Raw genomic sequence first — 25,060 nt, forward strand, 5'->3', positions numbered from 1 at the left:
GATACAGCACGAATGATTTCCGACGCACTGCCCGTGCTCCGCGAGGACCCCGTGATGGCCCGGCTGATCGAAACACACGACCCGTATGCGGAGCCCGACTGGGACGAGTACGAGCGGCTCTGTATCTCGATTATCAACCAACAGCTCTCGACGGCGAGTGCAAGCGCGATCCGCGAGCGCGTCTTCGAGCTGGTCGACGGCGAACTCACACCGGAGGCGATCCTGGAGGCCGAGGACGAAGCCCTTCGGGCGGCCGGGCTCTCCGGACAGAAGATCGAATATCTGCGAAACGCTGGCCGGGCGTTTCAAACGGGCGATTACACGCGGTCGGGGTTGGCCGACTGTTCGAACGCGGAGGTCGTAGACCGGCTGACGGAAATCAAGGGGATCGGCGAGTGGACTGCACGGATGTATCTGCTGTTCGTCCTTCGACGGCCCGACATCCTGCCGCTCGGCGACCTCGCCGTTCGGCGCGGGATCGAGCAGCTGTACGCCGACGGCGAGGAGTTAACCCGCGCGGAGATGCGTTCGATCGCCGAACAGTGGCGACCGTATCGGAGCGTTGCCACCCGATACATTTGGGCCGACTACGAGTCGGATTGATAGGGGGCCGACAGTAAGACCAGCCATGAGCGAGATCCGAACCTGCGACGACCACGGAATCTTCGAAGGCGCACGGTGTCCGGTCTGTGAGACGGCGGGCACCCAAGTCGTCTCGGCAGCGAACCGTACCCGTGCCTCGAAGTTCCTCAGCGGCGCGTTGCGCCACTTCCCGGACGACGTCGGCCTCGATCTCGATGCGGCAGGCTGGGCCGACTTCGAGAGGGTCGTTCAGCGAACCCTCGACAAATACGACTGGCTCGACGAGGCGGCGATCAAGGCGATCGTCCGGACCGATCCGAAAGGGCGCTTTGAGGTCGACGGCAACCGGATTCGGGCGGCCTACGGCCACTCGGTCGATGTCTCGCTGGAGTCCAGCGATACGCCCGTTCCCGACGTGCTTTACCACGGCACCGCACCCGAGGCGCTCCCGGCGATTCGCCAGGAGGGACTCAAACCGATGGCCCGACAGCACGTCCATCTCAGCGGCTCGGTTGCGGCCGCCCGCGAGGTCGGACGCCGTCACGCCAGCAAGCCGGTGATTTTGGCGGTCGACGCCGCGGCACTGGAGGCCGACAGCAACGAGATCACCAAACGCGGCCGGGAGGTCTATACGACCGACCACGTGCCGCCGACGTACATCAGTCGCCACGAGTGATCGGCCCCAGAGGTCGACCGCTCGACTGGGATGGTGTCTCCCGAGGCCCGCCCGAAGGGACGTGGTAGCCGTCGCCTATCGAATTTGGTCGAGGAATCCAGGACACCACAGACTGCCGACGGTATCGGTAGGGAGAGTATAATATTGTAGGTTCGTGGTGGGTATCCGGTGTGCATATTACAGTAATCGGCAGCGGCTACGTCGGGACGACGCTCTCGGCGTGTCTTGCAGCCCTCGGCCACGAAGTGACGGCCATCGACATCGATACGGAAATCGTCGAGACGATCAACAGGGGCCGCTCGCCGGTCTCCGAGCCGGGACTCGACGAGCTGGTGGCGACCCACAGCGGCGACCGGCTCCGCGCGACGACCGACTACGGGGCCGTCGAGGAAAGCGACGTGACCTTCCTTGCGATCGGCACGCCGTCGTATGCCGACGGCCGTATCGATCTGGGTGGAATTACTTCCGCGGCGGAGGCACTCGGCGAATCGCTTGCAGAGATCGACGCCGACGACCGACCGCTTATCGCCGTCAAATCGACGATCACGCCACCGGGGATCTCCGAGGTTCGGTCGGCGTTGGAGGCGGGGCTCGGCGACGGCGAGGTCGAACTAGCGACCAACCCCGAGTTCCTCCGGGAGGGGTCGGCCGTTTCGGATTTCCAACAGCCCGACAAGCTCGTCTTCGGCACCGACTCGGCGTGGGCCACCGAGAGGCTCCAGGAGCTCTACGAGCCACTCGCCGCCGACGTGCCGACCATCGAGACCGATCCCGAGACGGCGATGATGATCAAATACGCCAACAACGCCTTTCTGGCGACGAAGATCTCGCTGGTCAACGATCTCGGGAACATCTGCAAGGAGTTCGGCCTCGATGCCTACGAGGTGATGGACGCCATCGGGCTCGACGATCGGATCAGCGAGCGGTTCCTCCGGTCGGGTGTCGGCTGGGGCGGGTCGTGTTTCCCGAAGGACGTCGATGCACTGATCGCCGCCGCGCGCGGCGAAAAGTACACCCCACGGATCCTGGAGGCCGCCGTCGATGTGAACGACCGCCAACCCAAGCGACTGCTCGACCTGCTCGACGAACACGTCGATGTCGCCGACAAACGCATCGCCGTCCTCGGGCTGAGCTTCAAACCCCGGACCGACGACGTCAGGAACTCGCGGGCGATCCCGGTCATCACCGGCCTGCTTGAACGGGGGGCACGTGTCGTCGGCTACGATCCGGTCGCCACCGAGAGTATGCGCGAGCGGATTCCGGAGATCGAGTATGCCGACAGCGCCGCCGAGGCCCTCGACGGTGCCGCGGGAGCCGTCGTCGTCACCGACTGGGAGGAGTTTGCGAGCCTTGATTCCGAGTTCGAGGCGATGGCCGAGCCGATCGTCGTCGACGGCCGCCGCATTGTCGAGCCGACCGACGAACTCACTTACGAGGGGCTCACGTGGTGACGACAGCCGGGAACCGACCGCCCTACGAGTCGGACGATTGCCGCGAGGAGACGAGCTGCGAGAGCCCGTCTTCGACAGTCACCGTCGGCCTGTAGCCGAGCCCCTCACGGGCCTTCGAGATGTCGGCTTCGCTCCGGTCGATGTCCCCGGGCCGCGGATCGGTGTGGACGATCTCACTTTCGGTGTCGGTGACGCGTTGGACTGTTTCTGCCAGCTCCCGAATCGTGATGTTGGAGCCGGTGCCGATGTTGTAGCTGGTCCCGGTCCTGTCGGCTGTCGCCGCCCTGAGGTTGGCCTGGACGACGTCTTCGACGTGGACGAAATCGCGGGTCTGCTCGCCGTCGCCCTCGACCGTAATAGGCTCACCAGCGCGGGCCTGGTCGAGGAACGTGCTGATGACACCGCTGTACTGACCGCCGGTCTGCCGGGGGCCGTAGACGTTGAAATATCGGAGGTTGACCGTCTCAAGCCCGTATCGGTCGGCGTAGATCCGGGTGTAGTAGTCGGCAGTGAGCTTTTCGAGCCCGTAGGGTGAGGCGGGCCGTTTCGGGGCGGCTTCGGCGATCGGTAGCTCGTCGGGATGGCCGTAGATCGCCGCACTCGAAGCAAAGATGACGCGGCTGTCGTTGGCTCTGGCGGCTTCCAGGAGCTTCAACGTCGCGGTGCCATTGATGTCGTGGCAGGCTGTCGGCTGTTCGACGGAGGCTGGCACACTCACCATCGCGGCCTTGTGGAAGACGATGTCGACGCCCTCCATCGCCGCATCGAGCGTCTCCTCATCACGGATATCGCCCTCGATCAGTCGGGCATCGGGGTGGAGGTTCTCCCGTGAGCCGGTCGACAGCGAATCCAGGACGCGCACGTCGTTTCGATCCACCACAGCGTCGACGATGTGGCTCCCAATAAATCCCGCACCGCCCGTGACGAGAATCGTCCTGCCGTCGGGTTCGTAGTCGGACATTGGAACAGCAGATCAGGCCACGATATAATGTAATGAACCAGCAACCGATCTCCGCGGAGAGACGTCGAATAGAAACAGTCCAGTATTTAATTCGTGTTTTTTAGACAGAAATTAAAAACAATATACTGCTGGTCGACCAACGGCACGCAATCGGTTATTCGGTGTGTAACTGCGGTCACACGCGGGCTGGAGCTGGCGAGACCAACGAGGGGTAGCATGCCCATGCCACCGAATATAGTACGCGTTACTGTGATCGTAATCGAGTATCCAGCGAAGTAAGGAGATCATACTAACCACAGTCCGTGATTCAGACCCGCTGCAAACAGCGGTAGTATCCCGATTCACCAATATAAATACGGATGCGTACTAGATCGGGTTATATAGTATAAAGATTGTTCTATCTTACTTGTTCAATTGCTGTTTTTTAATTATATAATACCAATAATTTTAGAAGTTTTAAATATGGCTGGTAAAACCTACTGTCGTGTCGGGTCGCGACCCGATCAGCAACCAAGAGTAATCTATGCCTACTACAAACGAATTCAACAGACGGTCGTATCTGAAACTCGCTGGCCTGTCGGTCGGCGGTGCCGTAACGGGAGCGCAGACCGGCGTCGTGAGCGCAGCAACGGACGTCGAACCGAGCGGCTATGGGCTCGGCGGCTACGGACTCGGTGCGTACGGGACGCCGAGCGTCGACGGCTCGATCGCAGTTAGCACGGGCAGTGCAACCGAAATCGGACAGACGAGTGCAAGGCTCGGGGGAACAGTCACCGATCTCGGCGGAGCCGACAGCGTCGGTGTAGTCTTCGAGTGGGGGGCAGTCAGCTCCGACCAACAACGGACAACAAGCAGACAGCAGGTGTCGGAGCCCGGTGACGTTACCGCAACTATCGACGAGCTGACGCCGGGGACGACCTACGTGTTCCGCCTCGTCGCGACCGATACCAACGGGCGCAACGATACCGGGACCGAACGACAGTTTACGACCCGAACGGCCACAGCCGGTCTCGGCGACGAGTCGACGCTGTTGCCTCGGGATGGAACCATCGTCAACGCACCCTACGAGTCCGAACACGCGGGCTACACCGGCGACGGCTTCGTCAACTTCCGCGAGTCGGACAGTTACGTTCAGTGGGACGTTACGACCGAGACGAGCGCCGAGTTCGACCTCACCATCCGGTATGCGCTCGGCGCTGACGACCGGACCGGCCTGCTCACCGGCGGAGCGACCCGCCGCGAAATCACCGTCGAGTCGACCGGTGGGTGGACGAACTGGGAGACGACCACCGAGCGCGTGTCGCTTCCCGAGGGGGGTTCGACGATCAGGATCGAGGCCATCGGCGAGGACTTCGGCAACGTCGATAGCGTCGCTCTCAGTCGGGTTTCAACCGACTCACCGACCGACGAAACGCCCGACGATACACCCGACTCGCCGACGAGCAAAACGCTGTTGCCGAGGGATGGCGAGATCGGCAACGCGCTGTATCAGTCCGAACACGCGGGCTACACCGGCGACGGCTTCGTCAACTTCCGCGCATCCGACAGCTACGTCCAGTGGGACGTCGAGTCGGCGACGACCACCGACTACGACCTGACACTCCGATATGCGCTGGGCGCTGACGACCGAACCGGCCGCCTCACCGCTGGCGGCAGCCAGCAGGCGGTGACCGTCCCCTCGACTGATGGGTGGACGAACTGGGAGACTACGACCCAGCGAGTCACCCTCCCGGAAGGGAGTTCGACCCTCCGCATCGAAGCCACCGGCGAGGACTTCGGCAACGTCGATGCGGTCACGCTTACTCCTCGTGAGGAAACCGCAGACGAGGGGTGGACCTCGATGCGGCTGCTGCCGCAGGATGCCGATCTCGGCAACGCGCTGTATCAGTCCGAACATGCGGGCTACACCGGCGACGGCTTCGTCAACTTCCGCGAATCGGACAGCTACGTTCAGTGGGACGTCGACACCGACGCAGCCAGCGAGTTCGATCTGACGATCCGGTACGCCCTGGGCGCTGCCGACCGGACCGGTCTGCTCACTGCTGGCGGCGCTCAGCGCGAGATCACTGTCGAGTCGACCGGTGCGTGGACAACGTGGGAGACGACCACCGAACGCATCAGCCTCCCCGAAGGGAGTTCGACGCTCCGCATCGAAGCCATCGGCGAGGACTTCGGCAACATCGACGCCCTCGAACTGGAGCGGGTCCAGTAGCGGCTTCGATCGGAGTAAGCAGCTCCTACTCGCCGGTAGGACAGTCCTACCACCTACTGCGTCGGTTCGGCCTGCGGTTCCTCGGTGGCGTGTTCGAGCGTCTCCTCGGAGACGATCACCTGGTCGAGATACCGGATGAGATGCGTACCCGGATCGAACTCACCGCGTGAGTCGACCGTCTCACCGACGGCATCACGGATCAGCAGATCGAGTTCGTCGACGCCCGCAGCGACGGTCAGACACGCCGTCGAGGAAAACCGCGGGTTGATTTCGATGGTGTAGGCCGTCCCGTCGTCGAGGATCTGTTGGACGTTGATCGGTCCGGCCGGGGCGAGCGTCTCGGAGATCGCACGGCACGACTCCTGGACGGCTGGCTCCGCACGGGTGACACCGCGGACCGTCGAGCCCTGCTTCTCGATGGCTTCCTTGGGGACCGTCCCGAGCAGGCGATTGTCACCGGTCGCCACAACGCTCGTCGTGTACTCCGTGCCGTCGATTCGCTCCTGGAGGACGACCTGTTCCGGATCATCAACTTCGGCCACGAATCCAGGAAGCTCGGCGGCCGAATCGAGCCGTTCGATCCCCCGGCTCCCACGACCGGCTCGGGGCTTTCCGATCAGCGGATAGGCGTCGTCGGGGATCTCCTCGGCGGCTGTCCCGAGCCACGTCCGTGGAACCGCGTGGCCAGCGGCCTCAAGCACGCGGCTGGTGCGGTATTTGTCGCGTGCGACCGCGACGACCGCCTGCCGTGGGGCCACGATTCCGACCTCCGGGAGTGCCGACCGGAGTTCGGGGAGCCGAGGGATCTCCTCGTCGACCGTCGGGACGATAACGTCGACATCGTGCCGGGTGGCGATCCGTACCATTGCCTCGACCCAGTCATCAGCGGTGGCTGGAGGCACTGTCGCCGCAGCGTCAGCCATGAAGAGTCCGGCGGCCTCGGGGTCCATGTCGACGCCGATCAGTTCGTGGTCGGTGGTCCGACGAAGCGATCCTATTGCGCCGATCCCAGCCGCACCGCCAACACCGGTGAGCAGAACGGTTACCATATACTGGTGTTTTAAATAGGATCGTAAAGTTGTGCGCCGCCTACCATGCGAACTGGGCCGCTCTCGCGTTTTCCGATGCCGAACCGGATGTGAGGTCGACAGTCTCTGTGCGATTCGGAACGTCCTGGATCGAAAACAGGCCGATAGTTGATCGGATCGACTATTCTGTGGGAGCGAGAGGGTTGCTTACTCCTCGGGGTCGACGTACCAGACCGTGTAGCCGCCGTTCGCATAGATCCTGTCGGCACCCCTGTCGGTACCCAGTCGCTGGAGGTCTTCCTCGTAGTAGGCCGTGTGTTTCTCTCGAACCGAGGGGTCGAGGAATTTCGGAACCGTCGTATCATACGGTTTGGTCGCGATATACGTCTCGTAGCCGTCGACGGCCGTCCCGACCGACTCATGGTCCGCGTAGCCGAAGCGCTTGTCGAGCGTCGCGGACTCGCTGCCGAACTCGCGGAACTTCGAGGTTCCGAAATCACCACCCACGCTGTACTCCCGCATTTTGTAGCTTACGTCGGCGGCAGCACCCACCGCCTCGTCGGAGCGATAGTCGAAGTACCAGTCTGTCCCCCGATCTTCGGCGTGGGTCAGATGGTAGTTGTCGTTGTAGGAGGTCATCACCGACAGCCCCGCCGTCGAGAGCAGCAAGACCACGAGCACGACCTGCACGGCTTTCCCCGTTCCCGGCGACCACGACAGCCGGTCGGTGAGCGATCGATAGAGGAGCAGCCCCGCGAGCAGCGTCGCAAACAGGAGCATATACCGTGCATTGCGGATCGGGTTGGACGCGACAATATAAAAGAAGATGCCGACGAACGTGAGCCCGACCCCGGCCCCGAACTGGAAGGTGAGCCACGTATCCTCGCCCCTGAGTTCTCGTGTCGAGAGATACCACCCTATTGCACCGAGGACGGCCACTCCTGCAAGCGCCGAGACGACGAACTGCGTCCCGTAGTTCGTGATGAACCCCGTTACCAGTTGTTCGATGCCCCCCACGTCCTGGAGACGACCGAGAAGACTGGAGGCAACGGGCTCGGTCCCGTCGGTCTCGCCGCCGCTGCCGCTGTCACTGTTGGAGCTCAGTACGCGCCCGGCGAACACTTGGATCTGTGTGAACTGGAAGAACCACGCGACCCAGCCAGCGGCCAGCCCGAACGCAAATACCGGCTCCAAGGAGTACTGCAGCTCGTGATCGGTGAGTCGACTGTAGACGACACGGGCCACGAGCGACACCAACAGCATCCCGATCAAATAGAGGGTCGTAATCGGATGGAAGAACAACAGTGTCAGCCCGAGGACGGCGAGGAACGCGACGTGTGAGCGCCGCCGGTCGCTGTTGTACGCACCGACGAGCAGCGCCGCAAAGACGGGCAACAGCAGGAACGAAAAGATCGCCGGATGCAGCGAATGGTGATACTCTCGGAAGACGAGCGGCACACTCCAGACCAACACGGCGAGCCCGGCTTTCCGTCCGCCCAAGATGCTCCGGCCGAGGAGGTACATCGAGACGATATACAGTGGCGTAAAAATCGCCGACAGGACCGACGACGAGGCCTGCAGCGGGAGTCCGAAGGCGGTGAGTCCGGCGATCAGGACGTGGACCGAGGGATACCAGTCGTGGGCGGGAATCGCCCCCGTTTCGAGAATCTGCTTGGCGGTTCCGAGGTGGGCCAACGCGTCGGCACTGCCACGGCCGTACATCGCCCAGCCGCGGAACAACGGGAGGAGATGAAAGAGCACGTACAACGAACAGATGAATGCGAGTCCGTAGATCCAGGAGCGATCGCCCACCACCGCCGAGCGGAGCACAAGCAGAATCGCAGCCGAGAGGCCGAGCAAGAATACGGCCCAGAGCGTGGTCGGATAGGCCGCGTAGATCGACCCCTCGTAACCTGTTGCGGGCGGGGTGATGGCCAGCCAGACGGCGACGGTACCGTTACAGACGCCGGTGACGAGCAACAGCAGGGTTCGAAACGCGGTGGTGCTGCCCGTAGAGAGGGCGGTGAGTTGCTTACGCAGACTCGATTGTGATGTGGGCTGTGTCATAGTCGTGAGTCGAGAGGGTTAGCTACGCTGGAGTATCGGATACACAAGCAAAGTTAGCCACCCATTGTCCGGTAATAAACTGGGAAAAGGTCGACTACGAACCTGCGTGTGAGCACGAAAGGGTGACAAATACCGGGGAGGCGGCTGGAAACGGCCGATACGTCGCGATCTCGGCCAACGCCAAGTAGGAAACGGGTAACGAAAGCCGTTGGGACGTCCGACTAGCCAATGACTACGTCCGATTCGCTCGACGTGTGTTTCCTCATCAACCACCTCGATGCTGGCGGGGCCCAGACGCTCCTCAGGAATATCGTCGCGTTGGACGACCGACCCCATGTCAGCTACACCGTCTGTTATGCCGGTGGTCCCAACGAGTTCGGCTCCGAGTTCGAGGCGCTGGGCGTCGACGTCGTCGACTTGGGCGCGCGGACGGACCCACCACAGTTCGACCCGCGTGCGGTCGCCCGGACGCTCCAGTATTTCGGAACCCACGATGTCGATGTCGTCCACGGTCACCTCCCGTATGGGGCAGTGCTCGGGCGGATCGCCGGCCGGAGAGCGGATGCGGCAGTTGTCACCACCCACCACAGCGTCCGGCAGAACTACCACCCCATCGAGCGGACGCTCGAACGAGCCACCCGGCGGTACGACGACGCGACGGTGTTCGTCTCGGATGCGGTCGCCGGGTCATTCGACGGCCCGACTGACGACACGCTGGTGGAGACTATTTACAACGGAATCGACGTCGCGGGGTTTCGGGAGCAGCTCCAGTCGGCTGCTGCTGATCAGGTGCGGGCCGATCTCGGTGTGGCCGACGAGCTGCTGGTGTTGCAGGTCGGCCGCTGTATCGAGGCCAAGCGACAGCTCGATCTGGTTCGGGCCGTCGACCGGCTGACCCACCGCCTAGGCGATCCAGGTGTGCACGTCGCGATCGTCGGCGATGGACCACAGCGATCCGAACTGGAAGCGGCGGTTCGGGATCGCGGGCTCGATGCCCACGTGTCGATCGTCGGTCGCGTGTCGCCATCGCGGATTCACGACTACTACGCCGCCGCCGACGCCTACGCACAGGTCTCGGCCTACGAGGGGATGCCGATGACGCTGCTCGAAGCGATGGCGTCGGGACTGCCGTTGGTCGGCACCGAGGTTCCTGGAATCGCCGAGTTCATCGACAGTGAGACCGGGCTTCTCGTGCCGCCGGAATCACCACCGGAACTCGCTGATGCGATGGCCGCACTGAGAGCTGTCGATCACAGAACACAGCTCGGCCGAGCGTCTCTAACCCGTGTGGCCGAACGGTACGAAATCGACCGGACGGTCGAGGCCTACCACGAGATCTACGAGCAGGTCACAGCAGGGAGGATGTCAGCAGCGCCCGAAGCGACTATGCGCTCTCATTGATCGGTTGCGAACTCTCATCGTCCGACGCTGTGGTCTCGTCATCCGATCCCGTACTCGCATCGTCATCGGCTGCTGTACTCCCATCGTCTAACTCCGTACTCTCGTCATCAGACCCCGTGCTCCCGTCGTCCGACTCTGTACTTTCGTCATCAGATTCTGTACTCTCGCCATCCGATTCCGTACTCTCGCCATCCGATTCCGTACTCTCGCCATCCGATTCCGTACTCTCGCCATCCGATTCCGTACTTCCGTCATCCGATTCCGTACTTCCGTCATCTGATTCCGTACTTCCGTCATCTGATTCCGTACTTCCGTCATCCGATTCCGTACTTTCATCAGTTGCTTGTTCGTCATCACTGTCCGAAGGGTCTTCCTCAGTACTCGACTCCGTCGTATCGCTGCTCGATTCTGATGGGTCGCCGTCCGATTCCCCCGGCTCGTCGGCCGATCCGACGCTTACAGTATCCAGGGAAGTCCCCTCGGTTGTCGTCTGTACCGTCCCGTCATCCGAGAGCTGGAGGTAGGTAACGCGGTAGGCATCCTCGGCAGTCGGGTCGGAAGGCGCATCACCACGGTAGAGGTAGTGTGTCAGCCGGAGGTTCGACCCCGAGAGCTGGGGGTCGGCCTCGTAGGACTGCCGCCACCACTGGTTGGGGGCCAGCGTTTTCGAAAAGCGGTCGACTTCGGACTGCTCGATGACGACCGAGCTGTTGTCGGTGGTCACGACGCGGTCGATCGTGACAACGACCGTAAACCGCTGTTCGACTCCTTCGTAGTTCCGAACGCCGAACCGGAGGGTTTGTGGCTCGTCCGTTCCCAGCGTGGAGGGGTAGCCGCTGGCGGTCAACTCTCCGGTCTCGTTTTCGGTCAGCAGATACAGTTCGGTCGGCGTTTCGCCCTGTTGGGGAACCGACACGGCGTATGCGACGCTTCCCAGCGAGATCAGGAGGCTCGCAATGACGACCAGCCGGACCAGTCCGCCGATGGGACCGCCTCGGCCGAGCGAGCGACTCGCCCCGACGAGACGGCTCCCGACAGCGGGCGCATACCGGATCTCGGGGTCGAGGGGTGCTCGGCGGGCGAGTGCGACGAGTGCGGCGAGGGCAGTGATACTCGTTAGCCCGACGGCGAACTGACTGGTTGTGAAGCCGATGGTCGTTCCGAGAGCGATCCCCACGAGACTCGAAACGGCGATACTGGCGACCACCGACAGTGTGAGACGGACGAGCGTCCTGGATTCGTCGGATCGATCGTCCGGCTCCCGTCCGAAAAACGTCGACTGCGAGTCCGGCGAGCGTGCGATGATCGGCCGCGATCGTGGGAACAGCGCCGCGACCAGCGCGTATCCGGGCAGCAAAAACAGCAACGGAAACCCACTCAGCGTGCGGATTGGGTCGGGGACTGGGAGCAGCGACGTCTGTATCGCGCCGATCGTTACTGCGAGTCCCGCCACGACGGCGAGGTCGCTCCCCAACCGTCCGAACCGGTGCCACGGCCGTGTGTCGTCGACAGACGCATCCATCGATCACAGACCTCGCTACCATGCTCAATAAGTATAGATCGCCTTCTGGTCACGATGCCAGTGATATCCCGGAAGTAGATGCCATGTAGCGAGCGACTGCTGTGAACTCGCTTTTGATGGCTAAAACGTCCACAGACCGACTTAGTTGGCGTAAAATACCAGAATAGCCAGCGGCGTTTGGGAGGACTTACTCCGAGTAGTCGATCTATTCTTTAGTTAGTGGTTGGTGTACGACGCCTCGATGGACTGTCACGAGTTGTTCACAACACCGGCTACCGGGAGTTCTCTGCGCAGGTGTGTTGGACGGTCGACGGGTGCTGCTTGCGGGCGTCGGCCGCAGAGTGGATCGACCCACCAGCCGCCATCGGTGCGTGAGCAGCGTCGCATACATCGGTTGCATATCGCTCGACCACGAGGTCGAGGAACGAACGCGGAGTATCGGGGAAGGAGCCAGTAATGTCGGAGTCGGATATCTCACTTCGAGAGAAGTTCCACGCGCTCCGGATCATCGCCTCGTACGATCCGAAACTCGTCTCGCTGATCGTCGTCTTCGGATTCGTGACGGCGATCTTCGAAGGCATCGGGATAAGCCTCATCCTGCCGGTCATCGAAGTCGCCCAAAACGGGCCACCGTCGGGTGATCCATCAGGAATCTTAGGCGCATTTATTACGATGTACGACCTGTTCGGCGTCCCGTTCACCCTCGAATACATCGTTGCCGGGCTGACAGCCGTCATCACGGTTCGGTACGGGACGAGCTTCGTCGTCGCCTATCTCCGGGAGTCACTCCGGACGCAGTACATCCGTGAACTCCAGCGGTCGGCCTACGACGCCGCCCTCGACGCCCGGATCGGATTTTTCGACACACGAGGCTCCGACGAGATCCTCAACGCGATCATCACTCAGACGTTCTACGCCGGACGGTCGATCAAACGGATCGTCCAGATGTTTCAGCAGGTGTTGCTCTCGGCGATGTATCTGGGGATCGCGTTCTATATCGCACCGACGTTGACGGTACTGGCGGCCGTGTTGCTCGGCGGGATGACCTACCTCGTCCGGAACGTCATCGAGCCCGGCTACGACATCGGCGATCGCGTCGCCGAGGCCAACGAACGCATTCAGGAGACTGTCCAAGCCGGAACACAGGGGATCAGGGCCGTGAAGCTGTTCGGCCTCCGCGAGCGCTTCTTCGATTCCTTCGAGGACGCGGTGAACAACTTCACCCACGCGTCGATCAAACTCCGCCGTAACGACGCGCTGATCACGAACGTCTACAACTGGCTGAGCGCCGTCACCGTTTTCGTCCTGGTCTATGTCGCGATCACGGTCATCTCGCTGTCCCTCAGCAACCTCGCGTTGTTCTTCTTCGCCATGTTCCGGCTGGCACCGCGAGTGAGCACGCTCAACCAGCGGCTCTACCAGATCGAAGGTGACCTCCCGCACGTCATCAGAACCCAGCGGTTCATCGACGAGCTGTCGGCCGAACGTGAGGAAGTCGGCGGCGACCGTCCGGTCCCCTCGCCCATCAAAGACATCGAGTATCAGGATATCACCTTCACCTATGACGGCAACGAGACCGTGCTCGACGATTTCTCGGTGACGATCGACGAGGACGAGTTCGTGGCCTTCGTCGGCACCTCCGGCAGCGGCAAGTCGACGCTCGTCTCGATACTGCTTGGGATGTATCCCGTCGACGACGGACGGATCGAGGTCGGTGGCGTCCCGCTCGACGAACTCGATATCGGCGAGTGGCGGTCGAACGTTGCGGTCGTCCGGCAGAACCCCTACATCTTCGACGATACCCTCGAATTCAACATCACCTTCGATCGGGACGACGTCTCGCAGGCCGAACTGGAGGAAGTCTGCCGGATCGCCAAAATCGACGAGTTCTTCGACGAGATGCCCGACGGGTTCGACAGCGTCCTCGGCGACGACGGCGTCCAGCTCTCCGGCGGACAGAAACAGCGTGTTGCACTCGCACGGGCACTGCTGAAAGACGCGGACGTGCTCGTTCTCGACGAGGCCACAAGCAACCTCGATACCAACCTCGAACGGGAGGTCCAACGCGAGATCGAGGCGATGGAACAGGAGTACACCGTGATCGCCATCGCCCACCGACTGTCGACGGTCGAGAACGCCGACTGTATCTACACGATCGAGGACGGCCGGATCGAAGAGTCCGGCCATCACGGCGAACTCCTCGATCAGGACGGTCAGTACGCGAGCCTCTACCAGACACAGGTCGGCCGGTAGGTAGCGACTGTCGGAGCCGCCGACATTGGGAACCGAACAGTAGCCCACTGGCGCGGTCCGATACAGTAAACCTCAATTGACACTCCGGTAGGACGTTACTAACTAACCGGTTACTACGGTTTGAATACCAACAGCGCATGGCATTACGGAACACCCGACAGTCCGGGAACCCCTCCCTCCCCGAGCGAGCGTTCGACGTATACGATCGTACCGGGATCGGTGGGGTCCTCAGAAAGACGGTTTCGTACGTTCTATTTAAAAACAGATACGTTGGACAGATACACCATCGAGGAGATACACTACTCCACAGCTACCGGCATTACCGACACCCGTATAAATACAGTGATGCAGACCCATACAAAATAATATACGTCGATCCCGAACGGATCGAGTACAAGCTCCGGTTGGAGGACCCCGATCGGGATGTCGGCTACTTTTATTGGTGGGACGAACGGAACCGGGTGTATGATGGGCCGTGGGACCGCCAGCGAGCCGATTTCCTGGAGTTCCACAACACTCTCTACGACTGCTTCGAATCCCACTTCGTAGACGGAGTTCCGTGGGAAGAGACGACGTTCATTCAGCAGCAGTTCGAGCTGGTCGACCGGGGCGAAACAACGTGGCACAGCTGTTCGTCCCGCCAGGACGTGCGTGACCGCTGTGGCCGACTCGATCGGGTCTGGAACGACATCACAACCAACGGCTATCGTCGGCAGGCCGTCGTGAACGACGTCCCGGACTGGCGGAAGGATTTCGCGGAGGTGATGGTCAACGTCGGGCGTGACGGGGAGCTGTTACAGAACTCGGATGGCAAACACCGACTCATGATGGCGAAGCTCGCCGGGATCGATGAGATTCCGGTGTATGTCATCGTTCGCCACAAACAGTGGCAGCAGCTTCGGAACGCGATCCGTGATGGCGGGGTCGACGACTACCCCGCACACCCCGATCTAGCGGATCTCACGGACGGAGCCGAACGCTAAGGCAAGAACACGATAAGTCGCATCCTGTCGGCTGCTCGTCTTCGTGTCCCGGCAGTGGACGATTGCTCTCTGGGCCCTATTTTATCGCGCCCGTCTTTCGCAGCACCGAGAGGAGATAAAACCGCCAGCTCAGGACATCCCTGTCTTTGTAGCTGTCTATGCGTTTTTGAAAATACCAGTTGTAGAACTCATCGAAGTGGTCCCCATCGACGTTCTCGTGGCCGTAGCCCTCCAGGAACCGATCGAAACAGCGGTCGAACAGCCGCCAGCGCCACGGCTGTTTGATCTTGAACACCTCGATGCCGACCTTCGGGGAGACGAGGTCGTGGATGGGCTCGCGCTCGTCGAGATAGCCCAGATCAGTTAGATAGAACGTCTCCCCGTCGTACAGGACATCGTTGAACTGCAGTTCACTATGGGTGTGGCCGTGCTGATGGAGCTTCCGCAACCGGCTGCCGAACTGCTCGTAGGCCTCGGGCGAGAGGAAATCCAACAGGCTTTCGGCGTCGACGTACTCGGTGATGAGATACTGGTCGGAGACGTCGACCGGCCTGATAAATTCCAGCCCGTCGATTGTCGGGATGTCGTTGGCTCGCTGGAGATTTTTGAACTCCTTGGTCAGAATCTCCGTCTCGCCAGCCACCCGTTTTTTGAAATACTGGTCGTCCTCCGAGATGAAAAACTGTGCCGTCCCTACCTTGTCGATCCGTTCGAAATCGAGATCCGTCTGTTCCATCGTACTCCCGGAAACGGAGGCGATCAGGGCAGTTAGTTACACTCCGGCTTTCGGTCGCCCACAAGACTGTTAGGGAGGTGTTGTCATCCGATCAGTCCATCGAATACGGTCTTGTCGCTGCCAAATACCGCCGAAAACGGTTGTGGTGCCGCTGCAGCCGACCGAATTCGGTCGGCCTCGTAGACGGGGCTAGGTCGATTTGATCGTCATCTCGACGAACCCGGTTCCGTCATGATAGTAGACGCCAACCGGGCCCCACTCCGAGGAATCCGTGTCGTCCGAGTTCTCGGACGTCCCGTACTCGTAGGCGCCCAGATCCGGCGCGTCTCCGCTATAATCTACGGCTTCGAGGGGCCTCCCGGCGTCTATGGCCGGGCTGTCGTCCCGCAGCCGAAGGAAATCGGAGTCCGATCGATCGGTCGAGACGAATCCTGGATCAGTACTGTCGAGATCCCACAGGTTCGACTCGCTTGTAACGCCGTCGTGGAGTGTTTCCTCTCCCCCATTGTTCCCGTAGCTGAGACAGTTGTAGACCTCGTGGTCCCCGCCGAACGCCCCGGCGATACCGTAGCCGTCGTTGTTGTAGGCCGTACAGTTGATGAGCGTATCACCCTCGGGCGAGTAGAAGCGGAACCCCTTCGTACTGTTGCCGTAGGTCACACAGCGAATGAAGGTGTTGCCACCACCGCTGTCGGTGTTGGCCGACTTGATACCGTTGCCGTCACCGTTGCTGTCGTACCCGTTGTCATAACAGACGGTATCGCGAATGACGATGTTGGTCGACGTCCACAGATCGACACCGTCGTCGGAGTTGTTGTAACACTCACAGTCGACGATCCGGCCGTTGTTCACGCCGGACAGAACGATCCCGTCGGCGTCTTCCCCGCCGGTCGCCGGATCGTGATTGTTGTAGGAAGCGACGTTCCGTATTTCGACGTTTTCGCCGTCGCTGATGTGGATTCCGGAGTTGCCGTTATCGTGGAGATCGAGGTTGCGGAAGGTGAAATTCCCGCCAGTATGCGAGCGGATCGCCACCGACGAACACTCCGAAATTTCGAGGTTTTCGACGACCCAGTGTTCCGGTGCGGCGTCTTCGAGGAAGTGAAGCCCGCCCGTGATCTCCCACTCGGAGCTTCCTCCCTCCCACTGGAGGCGTGGGCGATCGTTGGGATCTCCCGAAATCGTGATCGGATCGGCCTCCGACCCGGAGGTTTCGATTTCGACGGGGGTGCCGTTTTCGTACTGGTACTCGCCCCCGTGGATGTAGATGCTCTCACCGGCCTCGACGCGGCTCACCGCTTCGTGAACCGTCGCCAGCGGCGCGCTTTCGCTCCCGTCGTTCGAATCATCGCCGTCGGTGGAGACGACGTACTCTGCGGTGTCAATCATTGTTCGCTCGTGTCAAACCAGATATCTCCCTCTTGGCCGTCGGGTTCGGTCTCCTGGACGTATACCTGCCCGGAGAACCCGCCGAGTCTGGCAAAGGGTTCCCAGGCATCGCCGCTGCCCAGATAGATGCGCTTGGTGTCGGTCGCAAGGTACTTCGCGCCCGATTTCGGTTCGTAGTCGCCCTTGTTGGCGTCGACGTCCCGAATCTCGACATCCGTATCGAGTTTCTCGAAGTTGTCGTTCAGTGGGGTATGCCAGTCGGTTGCCCCTTGGTCCGGTATGTTGTAATCGTTGTTTTCGGTCATAGTGTGTCTTGTTGCCCGGTGTACCGGATCACGAAGGCACACCTTGTTTAGCAGTAAGGTGCCCGTACCGTGATCCTGTTCGACGTGTATCTGAGAATTTGTATAAGAGTTCTTACTATGATAATATTCTGATAGTCAAACATAGCTAAACGAAATTAGCAGAGATATATTGAGTTGTGAAACAGTGTAGACTGGTATGTAACTGAGGCTTATATCGAACAACAGCCGTAATCTAGTCCTACTAACCGCTCAAAACGCGTCATAGAGATGCATGCACTCTACAACTGTGATGGAAGGGATGCATATCCGCGACCCTCGTCGTCATTGTCATATACTCTCTGTATTGTAACAGTATTCATAATTTGTAACTGAGCTATAACTAAGCAGCCATCCGCACTCCGTTTTCGAAGCGACCACTCATGAAACGGGTTTCACCGACCGACCGACGCGACGAGAGCGAACAGTATGGGGGGTCCACGGGCGACTCCCTCCGGATTCTCCGGGTCGCCAGCGATATCTATCCCGATGTCAGCGGTGGGTTGGGACTCCACGTCCACCACCTTTCGCGCGAGCAGGGCGAGCGTGGCCACGACGTCCACGTGCTCGCCGCCGAAAGGGAGGGCGGCGGGAGAGGGCGACGCGAGGACCGCGACGGCTACACCGTTCACTACCACCCGGAGCTCGCGGCCCCGTTCGGCAACAGCCTCTGTCCGTCGATCGGCCGAAGCCTCTATGAACACCTCGCGGAGTTCGACGTACTTCATGCCCACTCACATCTGTTTTTCTCGACGAACATGGCGGCAGTCGCCGGGCGGCTCACCGAGACGCCGTTCGTACTCACGAACCACGGGCTCCGCTCCCAGACCGCACCGCCGTGGCTCCAGGACCTGTATCTCCCGACTGTCGGCCGGTTCACCTTCGAGGCCGCCGATAGCATCCTCTGTTATACCGACACCGACAGCCGCCGACTCGACGAACTCGGTGTCGATACCCGCAGACGCGTCATCCACAACGGCATCGACTGTTCGGTGTTCCGGCCCGTCGAGACCGAGCGGTCGGACCGACAGCTGCTGTACGTGGGGCGGCTGACGGAGGCGAAAGGCGTTCAACTGTTGATTCGGGCGGTCGCTCACCTCGACGCCGAGTTCCCCGACCTCTCGCTGATCGTGGTGGGTGAGGGGCCGAACCGGGGCCATCTCGACGCACTCGTCGACGAGTTGGGGCTCGAAGAGACGGTCACGTTTGTCGGTCGCCTCCCCAACGAGCAGCTACCCGAACTGTACAGCGAGAGCACGCTGTTCGTCCTGCCGAGCCGGAACGAGGGGATGCCACGGACCGTTCTCGAAGCGCTGGCCTGCGAAACGCCGGGCGTGACGACACCCCTCCCACAACTCACAACGGTACTGTCCGACGGCGGCCTGACTGTCGACGACCGCGAGCCGTCAGCCTTCGCCCGGGCGATCGCGGAACTCCTGGAAGCCCCCGACCGTCGGCGGGCGATGGGCCGGGCGGGCAGACGCCGGGTTGTCGAGCACCACTCCTGGGAAACGACCGTCGAGGAGACGCTTGCGGAGTATTACGCGCTGCTCGATGACCAGCCGACGACCACGGCGACACACGAGCGGAGAGCAGACGTACCGCGGGGTGTTGACCAATGACCGACCGAACCGGCGAACTGCTAACTGAGGCTGACAATCCGGCCGAGACATCACAAAGCGAACAAACTCGGGTCTTCTGGCCGTTTTTCATCGGAACCGACAACCCGATCTCCTACCTCTACCAGCAGATCGCCCCGAAATTCGACGCGGGGGAGTTCGACATTACCGTTTTGGCCTCGGGCGGAGACGGACAGCTCGAAGCCGACAACGTGCGGACGATCCCGGCAGCGGAGTTCTACACGTGGGCGGGGCGGCTCACACTCGCTCGCCACGCCATCGAGTCGTACGACCTACTCCATACGGGTGGGATTCCGGCACTCCATTATCCGGTTGCACTGCTCGCCCGGCTTCGAAACCCGACCGCAACCCATGTCCACACCTACCGGATCGACGCCGACCCGGATTCCGACCGGACGCCGACAGCCCTCAGGCGACGACTCGGACGACGGGCCACGATTACGACCGCGGTTAGCGAACACACGGCTGGCACCGTACGGTCGACGTTCGGCCTCGATCCGGTCGTCATCTACAACGCCGTCGATACGGCCCAGTTTCACCCGGACTACGAGCGGACACCGCTGCTGGAGCGATACGGGGCCGACCGCCCGGTGTTCGTCTTCGTCGGGAGCTTCGAGCGACGGAAACACCCACTGGACGTGATCAGTGTCGCCAAGCAGGTTCCGGAGGCGACGTTTCTGCTGATCGGCGGGGGCGGGACACAGGATCGGGACGAACTCGTCGCCGACCGGGCGGCCAACGTCGACAACGCACACGTCGTCGGTCGCGTCCCGAAGGATCGACTCCCGGCAGTCTATGCGAACGCCGACGGACTGCTGTTCCCCTCGACGATGGAGGGTTGTCCGAACGTCGTCCTGGAGGCCTTCGCCTCCGGCACACCCGTCGTTGGCTACAACGCGACATCAATGCCCGAGTTGGTCGTCGACGGCCAGCGGGGCTACCTGGCCGACAGCGGCGACGTACGCGGACTGATCGATGGTGTCCGATCGGTGATCGCCGACTCGACGAACCGATTAGGCGACAACGCGAGAGGGTACGTCCACCGAAACCACACCTTCGAGACCGTCGCCCAACAGTACGCCGACGTCTACCGCACCGCACTGGGCGACTAGCGCTGTAGACGTCCACCAGTCGGCCCGACTCACTCATCCGAACACTGCCGAAGGACATCGCCGTAGGCCTGGGCGACAGCACTAATTTCGAACTGTGTTTCGAAGAGCCGCTGGCCGGTGGTACCGAGATTCTTGCGGGCTGTGTCGTCGGTCGCAAGGAGTGACACCGTGTCGACGAGCGTGTCGAAATCACCCTCAGCGAAGCCGCCGACCGACTGGTCGCCCGCGATACGCCCCGGATCGACCGCCAAACTCACGACGGGCGTGCCGACCCGCCAGGCCTCCAGGAAGGTGTTGGGGAACCCCTCGTAGGCGGACGTCGAGACGAGACAGGTCGCCGACCGATAGTACTCGTGGATCGCATCCGGGTCGACGACCCCCTCGTAGTGGAGGTTGTCGAGGGAGTCGATCCGCCGACGCAGCCGCTGGTGGTAGCTGTCGTCGCTGCCCGCGGGGCCGACCAGCCGGAACTCGATGTCGGGCAGCGCCGCTGCGAGGTCGACAAACAGGTGGGGGCGTTTCTGGTCCTGGTCGAGCCGCCCGACCCATAGCACGTACTCACGATCGTGATAGGGCCTGGTGGAATCGGCGAGCGGATAACCGTTGGGAACGACCGCTGGCTCCCTGCCGTACTGCCGTCGAACCAGCCGCGACTGTTTCGGCGTCTGTGCGATAATCGCCGCCGCCCGGTCCATTCCCCGTTCGAACAACCGGCGTTTGACCGCGCCGAGCTCGGCCGGGCGGTCGGTGATGTTGGCGTCGTTCGCCACGTTGTACACCCACGGCGTCCCGAGGACATCGGCGAGTGTGGCCACCACCGCCGCGAAGGCTGGCGTGCCACGGTGGACGAACACGTCGGGGTCGATCCGGTGCATCGTGGCGGCCAGATCGGCCAGCCGCCCGAGCTGATCGGTCGCCGAGGCCTCCGAGTGTGGATCGTAGGTTCGGTGGAGGACGACCCCGTTGCGGATCTCTTTGAGGGGCTGCCCGTAGTCGGCGACGATCACGTGGACGTCGAACGCGTCGGTCAGCTCCGCGGCGAGCAACGAGAGTTGGCGCTCGGCGCCGCCGCCGGTCACCCCCTGTCCGTCGACGAAGTAGCCATACGAGTCGAGCGAGACGAGACAGACGCTCGGCGTTCCCATTGGCGGCTGATCGACCCTCGCTCGGTTAGTTACCACCCGCCTTCCCCGATGGGGCGACAGCTGTGCCGAGAGCTGGCTCCGAGGCAGTCACTGGCCACTGGCGGCTGACCACTGGTGGCTGGCGTAGTGTCCGGATACTATCCGGTAGGCACTCGATACAAGCGTCGGACGCGGCTACTGTAGCCGATCGGTTCCGCTCGGCGCAGGGCGATCAGAACAGTTTCAGTTGGAGTCGCCACAGATACCGCGAAACCAAAAGCAGCGTCAACATAGGGACGAACGACCGGTATTCGATGCCGCTTTCCTCCTCGCCGTAGTGGGCTGTCGTCGGGACATCCAGAATGTTGACGTCGTTGACGTTGAGGTGGACGAGCATATCGTTGAGGAACCCATACCCGTCATAGAGGCGGTCGATCTCCAGCTCCTGGAGGGCTGCCGTGCTGATGGCGGTGTAACCGTTCTGTGGGTCGGTCATCCCCCAGTAGCCGCTGGCGATGCGTGTCAACCCCGTCAATAAGGCGTTTCCGAACAGCCGCCACGACGACATCTGGGCCCGCTGTGTCGGGTTGTCGAGTCGGTTTCCCTTCGTGTAGGCTGCCTCGCCAGCCACGATCGGATCGAGGAACCGATCCAGGATGGTCGGATCCATCTGGCCGTCGCCGTCGATGACCGCAACGAGATCCATCCCGGCGTCGATGGCCGCGTTGTATCCCGTTTTTACTGCGCCGCCGCGGCCCGTGTTGGTGTCGTGGCGGATCGGCACGACCGCCGTCTCCCGCCCCCCGTCGGATGTCAGCTCCGACTCGACGCCGCGGGAGTCCGTCGTCGTACTCGGGGCCGACTCGATGCGGGAGACGTATCGTTGGATCTCGGTCCACGTCTCGTCGGTCGAACAGTCATCGACCGGATAGATCCGGTCGACGTAGCTCGGGACCGCTTCGAGCACGTCCCCGATGAACTGTGCCTCGTTGTACACCGGGATGACGACGGCGACAGCGTGGTCCCGGTACATCTCACACACCACCGCAAACAGCAGCACAGTTCACCGTACTGCAGGGCCAGTGCGGTCCTGCTGGTCCGAGATGACGCTGCCGATTGCCGCTGTTCTGCGGCCGGAGGGCGAGGGTTGGCTGCTCGCTGTCACGTGGGTTGGACGAACACCGATTGCCCGCAGACGGGATGACAGGTGGTATAAAGCGGGACGGGCCGACCCGAGAGGTGGTCATATGGCCGACCCGACACGAACCATCCGTATTGTAATGTCTTGTCTGTGAACCGTCGCTGTGGATAACAACTAACTACTACACTGGGCCAGCTGGCGGTAGCTATATATTATACATATATGTTCATCGAGATGCCATACAACAGCAGTTTCTCACCTGTTTGGCCCCTATTTGCACTAGCGAGCTGCACTCTGTATGATAAACATCTGATATTCGGATTGGATTTTTGATAGTAACCGGTATGGATTGGATAACTAAGCAGTTCGCTTCGGACGGTCTGTGTAGATGTCAGACAATTATCTCACGGCCCCAACTCGGACGGCGCGACAGTTGTGCCCGGGGACAAAGAGAGCCGAGCGCTCGACCACGGCCAGCCGACAGGGGAGGACCGCATGAGCGTTCTCGTCACCGGCGGCGCGGGATTCATCGGCTCCCACATTACCGAGGCACTGTTGCAACGCGGCCACGAGGTCGTTGTCCTGGATAACCTCGATCCCTACTACGACGTCGACATCAAACGGCAGAACATCGAACGGTGTCGGGAAATCGAAACCGGCCGCTTCGAGTTCGTCGAGGGGTCGATCACCGACGAACGACTCGTCGAGGAGGTCTTTTCGACGTACGATGTCGAGTTCGTCTACCACGAGGCCGCCCGCGCGGGCGTCCGAACGAGTGTCGAACAGCCGCTGTTCTACGAACGGAACAACGTCGGCGGCCTGCTAACGCTGCTCGAAGCCGCGACCGACCACGGCGTCGAGCGGTTCGTCAACGCCTCCTCGTCGTCGGTGTACGGTCGGCCCGACTATCTGCCGTACGACGAGGCCCATCCGAACTACCCGAAAAGCCCCTACGGGACGACGAAGCTCGCGGCCGAACACTACTGTAAGGTCTGGCAGTCGGTCCACGGCCTCCCGACGGTGAGCCTCCGGTATTTCACCGTCTACGGGCCGCGGATGCGACCGAACATGGCGATCTCGAATTTCGTCTCACGCGGTCTCAACGGTGAACCGCCGGTGATCTACGGCGACGGCGAACAGACCCGAGACTTCACGTATATCGACGACGTGGTCGCGGCGAACCTCCGGCTCCTGGAGACCGACGCCGCCGACGGCGAGGTGTTGAACATCGGCTCGACGGACAACATTACGATCACCGAACTCGCCGATCACGTCATTTCGCAGGTCGACAGCGAGCTCGAACCGATCTATGAGGCCGAACAGCAAGCCGACGCACGCCACACCCACGCCGACGTCTCGAAAGCACGCGATCTGATTGGGTATGCTCCGTCGACTGATATCCGCGAGGGAGTGGGTGAATTCATCGAGTGGTACCGGCAGAACCGCGAGTGGTACGAACCCCTCGTCGTGAGCTCCTGATCGGGCGGTCAGCCTGGGTAGTAGGGGCCGTCTACCCCGTATTCAGGGGCGTATACCGAGAATAACCCCGCTCGGCTCCGGTTTTTCGAAACACAGCGACCACAGGCAGAGAGATCACTCCACACAGGGCGACGCTCCGAACGCAGTCTGTGGGTCCGGAGGGGGCTGAGTGGAGTATCCTGAACGAATACGGTGTAATTCTGAGAGTAACTAAGCCGGTAGCTGTGGATACGTTGACTGTCATAATGAACGTGATCGCAATCGGGGCGCATCCGGACGACATCGAAATCGGGGCTGGTGGATCAATCGCACTCCATCGGGCGCGCGGCGACTCGGTTCGGTTTCTCATCCTCACACGCGGCGGCGAGCTCTCGCCGCCCGCAAAACGGGAGACCGAAGCCAGAGAGGCAGCCGACGTCCTCGACGTCGACGACATCCACGTGATGGGGTACGACGACACGAAAGTTCCCTACGACAACGAGATCGTCAAACGGATCGATGACCACCTCACGGAGATCGACGTCGACCGCGCCTACATCCACACCGAAGAGGACACCCACCAGGATCACCGACACGCCGCGCTCGCCTCGATCGCCGCTGGCCGGAACACCGACGAGGTGCTGGCCTTCGAGTCGCCGTCGACGCGGTCGTCGTTCGATCCACAGTACTACAACTCCCTGAGCGAGGAGTTCCTCGAACGGAAAATAGACGCCATCAGGACCCACAAGAGCCAGCGCGAAAAGAAGTACCTAGAAGCTGAGGCGATGAAAGGACTCGCTCGGTTCCGCGGTCGGCAGGCGAACACCCGGTACGCGGAGGCCTTTCAGGTGATTCGCATCAGAGAAGACCAGACCGCGACCCACGAGCTGACGACCGAAATGTTGGACTGATCGGTCACTCCCTGTTTCTGCGATCCAATAAAAAGCGATTGTGGCACAGCCTGTCGAGTTTCGGCCGGTAGA

The 25,060-nt window shown here is 61.6% G+C and carries 20 protein-coding genes; 11 read left to right on the forward strand and 9 right to left on the reverse strand.

What is annotated here, in order from left to right; genetic code table 11:
• Positions 1-12: 12 nt before the first annotated feature.
• The 3 genes from NO877_RS13550 to aglM all read left to right on the forward strand — a co-directional run bounded on the left by NO877_RS13550 (position 13) and on the right by aglM (position 2,709).
• Positions 13-603 carry a DNA-3-methyladenine glycosylase family protein gene (locus NO877_RS13550; protein WP_256396884.1) on the forward strand — a complete coding sequence of 197 codons (591 nt, stop codon included), beginning with the start codon at positions 13-15 and terminating at the stop codon, positions 601-603.
• A 25-nt stretch (positions 604-628) separates the two neighbouring features.
• Positions 629-1,258, forward strand: a complete 630-nt coding sequence (locus NO877_RS13555) for an RNA 2'-phosphotransferase (RefSeq protein ID WP_256396885.1) — start codon at positions 629-631, stop codon at positions 1,256-1,258.
• Positions 1,259-1,428: 170 nt separating this feature from the next.
• On the forward strand, positions 1,429-2,709 hold the full coding sequence (gene aglM, locus NO877_RS13560) for a UDP-glucose 6-dehydrogenase AglM (RefSeq protein WP_256396886.1): 1,281 nt from the start codon (positions 1,429-1,431) through the stop codon (positions 2,707-2,709).
• A 22-nt stretch (positions 2,710-2,731) separates the two neighbouring features.
• On the opposite strand, the gene NO877_RS13565 is transcribed toward aglM, so the two are convergent.
• Positions 2,732-3,670, reverse strand: coding sequence for an NAD-dependent epimerase/dehydratase family protein (locus NO877_RS13565; RefSeq protein WP_256396887.1), 939 nt, complete (start codon positions 3,668-3,670; stop codon positions 2,732-2,734).
• Positions 3,671-4,193: 523 nt separating this feature from the next.
• Here NO877_RS13565 and NO877_RS13570 point away from each other — a divergent pair.
• Positions 4,194-5,882 (forward strand): carbohydrate-binding protein, encoded by a 1,689-nt coding sequence (locus tag NO877_RS13570; protein ID WP_256396888.1) that lies wholly within the window; start codon positions 4,194-4,196, stop codon positions 5,880-5,882.
• 53 nt (positions 5,883-5,935) lie between these two features.
• Here the strand turns inward: NO877_RS13570 and NO877_RS13575 are convergent, their stop codons facing one another.
• Positions 5,936-6,931 carry an ATP-grasp domain-containing protein gene (locus tag NO877_RS13575; protein WP_256396889.1) on the reverse strand — a complete coding sequence of 332 codons (996 nt, stop codon included), beginning with the start codon at positions 6,929-6,931 and terminating at the stop codon, positions 5,936-5,938.
• A gap of 186 nt (positions 6,932-7,117) precedes the next feature.
• Positions 7,118-8,977 (reverse strand): hypothetical protein, encoded by a 1,860-nt coding sequence (locus NO877_RS13580; RefSeq protein ID WP_256396890.1) that lies wholly within the window; start codon positions 8,975-8,977, stop codon positions 7,118-7,120.
• Positions 8,978-9,205: 228 nt separating this feature from the next.
• On the opposite strand from NO877_RS13580, the gene NO877_RS13585 reads away from it, so the two are divergent.
• Positions 9,206-10,378, forward strand: a complete 1,173-nt coding sequence (locus NO877_RS13585) for a glycosyltransferase (protein WP_256396891.1) — start codon at positions 9,206-9,208, stop codon at positions 10,376-10,378.
• Here NO877_RS13585 and NO877_RS13590 read toward each other — a convergent pair.
• Entirely contained in the window at positions 10,362-11,900 is a 1,539-nt protein-coding gene (locus NO877_RS13590) for a DUF1616 domain-containing protein (protein WP_256396892.1), read from the reverse strand. The two genes, NO877_RS13585 and NO877_RS13590, sit on opposite strands and share 17 nt — an antisense overlap.
• 456 nt (positions 11,901-12,356) lie before the next feature.
• On the opposite strand from NO877_RS13590, the gene NO877_RS13595 reads away from it, so the two are divergent.
• Positions 12,357-14,153, forward strand: coding sequence for an ABC transporter ATP-binding protein (locus NO877_RS13595; protein ID WP_256396893.1), 1,797 nt, complete (start codon positions 12,357-12,359; stop codon positions 14,151-14,153).
• A 137-nt stretch (positions 14,154-14,290) separates the two neighbouring features.
• Positions 14,291-15,136, forward strand: a complete 846-nt coding sequence (locus tag NO877_RS13600) for a hypothetical protein (RefSeq protein WP_256396894.1) — start codon at positions 14,291-14,293, stop codon at positions 15,134-15,136.
• Positions 15,137-15,212: 76 nt separating this feature from the next.
• Here the strand turns inward: NO877_RS13600 and NO877_RS13605 are convergent, their stop codons facing one another.
• From NO877_RS13605 to NO877_RS13615, 3 genes are all read right to left on the reverse strand, one after another.
• A complete protein-coding gene (locus NO877_RS13605; protein WP_256396895.1) occupies positions 15,213-15,872 on the reverse strand; it encodes a BUD32 family EKC/KEOPS complex subunit in 660 nt (219 codons plus the stop codon).
• Between the two features lie 189 nt (positions 15,873-16,061).
• Positions 16,062-17,261, reverse strand: a complete 1,200-nt coding sequence (locus NO877_RS13610; protein ID WP_256396896.1) for a right-handed parallel beta-helix repeat-containing protein — start codon at positions 17,259-17,261, stop codon at positions 16,062-16,064.
• Positions 17,258-17,566 carry a hypothetical protein gene (locus NO877_RS13615; RefSeq protein WP_256396897.1) on the reverse strand — a complete coding sequence of 103 codons (309 nt, stop codon included), beginning with the start codon at positions 17,564-17,566 and terminating at the stop codon, positions 17,258-17,260. The genes NO877_RS13610 and NO877_RS13615 overlap by 4 nt, the downstream gene beginning before the upstream one ends.
• Positions 17,567-17,985: 419 nt before the next feature.
• On the opposite strand from NO877_RS13615, the gene NO877_RS13620 reads away from it, so the two are divergent.
• Together NO877_RS13620 and NO877_RS13625 are read left to right on the forward strand one after the other, a co-directional pair.
• Positions 17,986-19,224, forward strand: a complete 1,239-nt coding sequence (locus NO877_RS13620; RefSeq protein ID WP_256396898.1) for a glycosyltransferase family 4 protein — start codon at positions 17,986-17,988, stop codon at positions 19,222-19,224.
• Positions 19,221-20,354: a glycosyltransferase family 4 protein gene (locus NO877_RS13625; RefSeq protein ID WP_256396899.1), complete on the forward strand. Its 1,134-nt coding sequence runs from the start codon at positions 19,221-19,223 to the stop codon at positions 20,352-20,354. The genes NO877_RS13620 and NO877_RS13625 overlap by 4 nt, the downstream gene beginning before the upstream one ends.
• A 29-nt stretch (positions 20,355-20,383) precedes the next feature.
• Here NO877_RS13625 and NO877_RS13630 read toward each other — a convergent pair whose 3' ends face one another.
• Positions 20,384-21,499 carry a glycosyltransferase family 4 protein gene (locus tag NO877_RS13630; protein ID WP_256396900.1) on the reverse strand — a complete coding sequence of 372 codons (1,116 nt, stop codon included), beginning with the start codon at positions 21,497-21,499 and terminating at the stop codon, positions 20,384-20,386.
• 211 nt (positions 21,500-21,710) lie between these two features.
• Positions 21,711-22,511 (reverse strand): glycosyltransferase family 2 protein, encoded by an 801-nt coding sequence (locus NO877_RS13635; RefSeq protein WP_256396901.1) that lies wholly within the window; start codon positions 22,509-22,511, stop codon positions 21,711-21,713.
• A 603-nt stretch (positions 22,512-23,114) separates the two neighbouring features.
• Between NO877_RS13635 and NO877_RS13640 the strand changes: the two genes are divergently transcribed.
• Entirely contained in the window at positions 23,115-24,098 is a 984-nt protein-coding gene (locus NO877_RS13640; RefSeq protein WP_256396902.1) for an SDR family oxidoreductase, read from the forward strand.
• A 245-nt stretch (positions 24,099-24,343) separates the two neighbouring features.
• Positions 24,344-24,988, forward strand: coding sequence for a PIG-L deacetylase family protein (locus tag NO877_RS13645; protein ID WP_256396903.1), 645 nt, complete (start codon positions 24,344-24,346; stop codon positions 24,986-24,988).
• Positions 24,989-25,060: the final 72 nt, after the last annotated feature.

Origin of the sequence: Halohasta litorea (genome assembly GCF_024494645.1) — an archaeon.
Lineage (GTDB): Archaea > Halobacteriota > Halobacteria > Halobacteriales > Haloferacaceae > Halohasta > Halohasta litorea.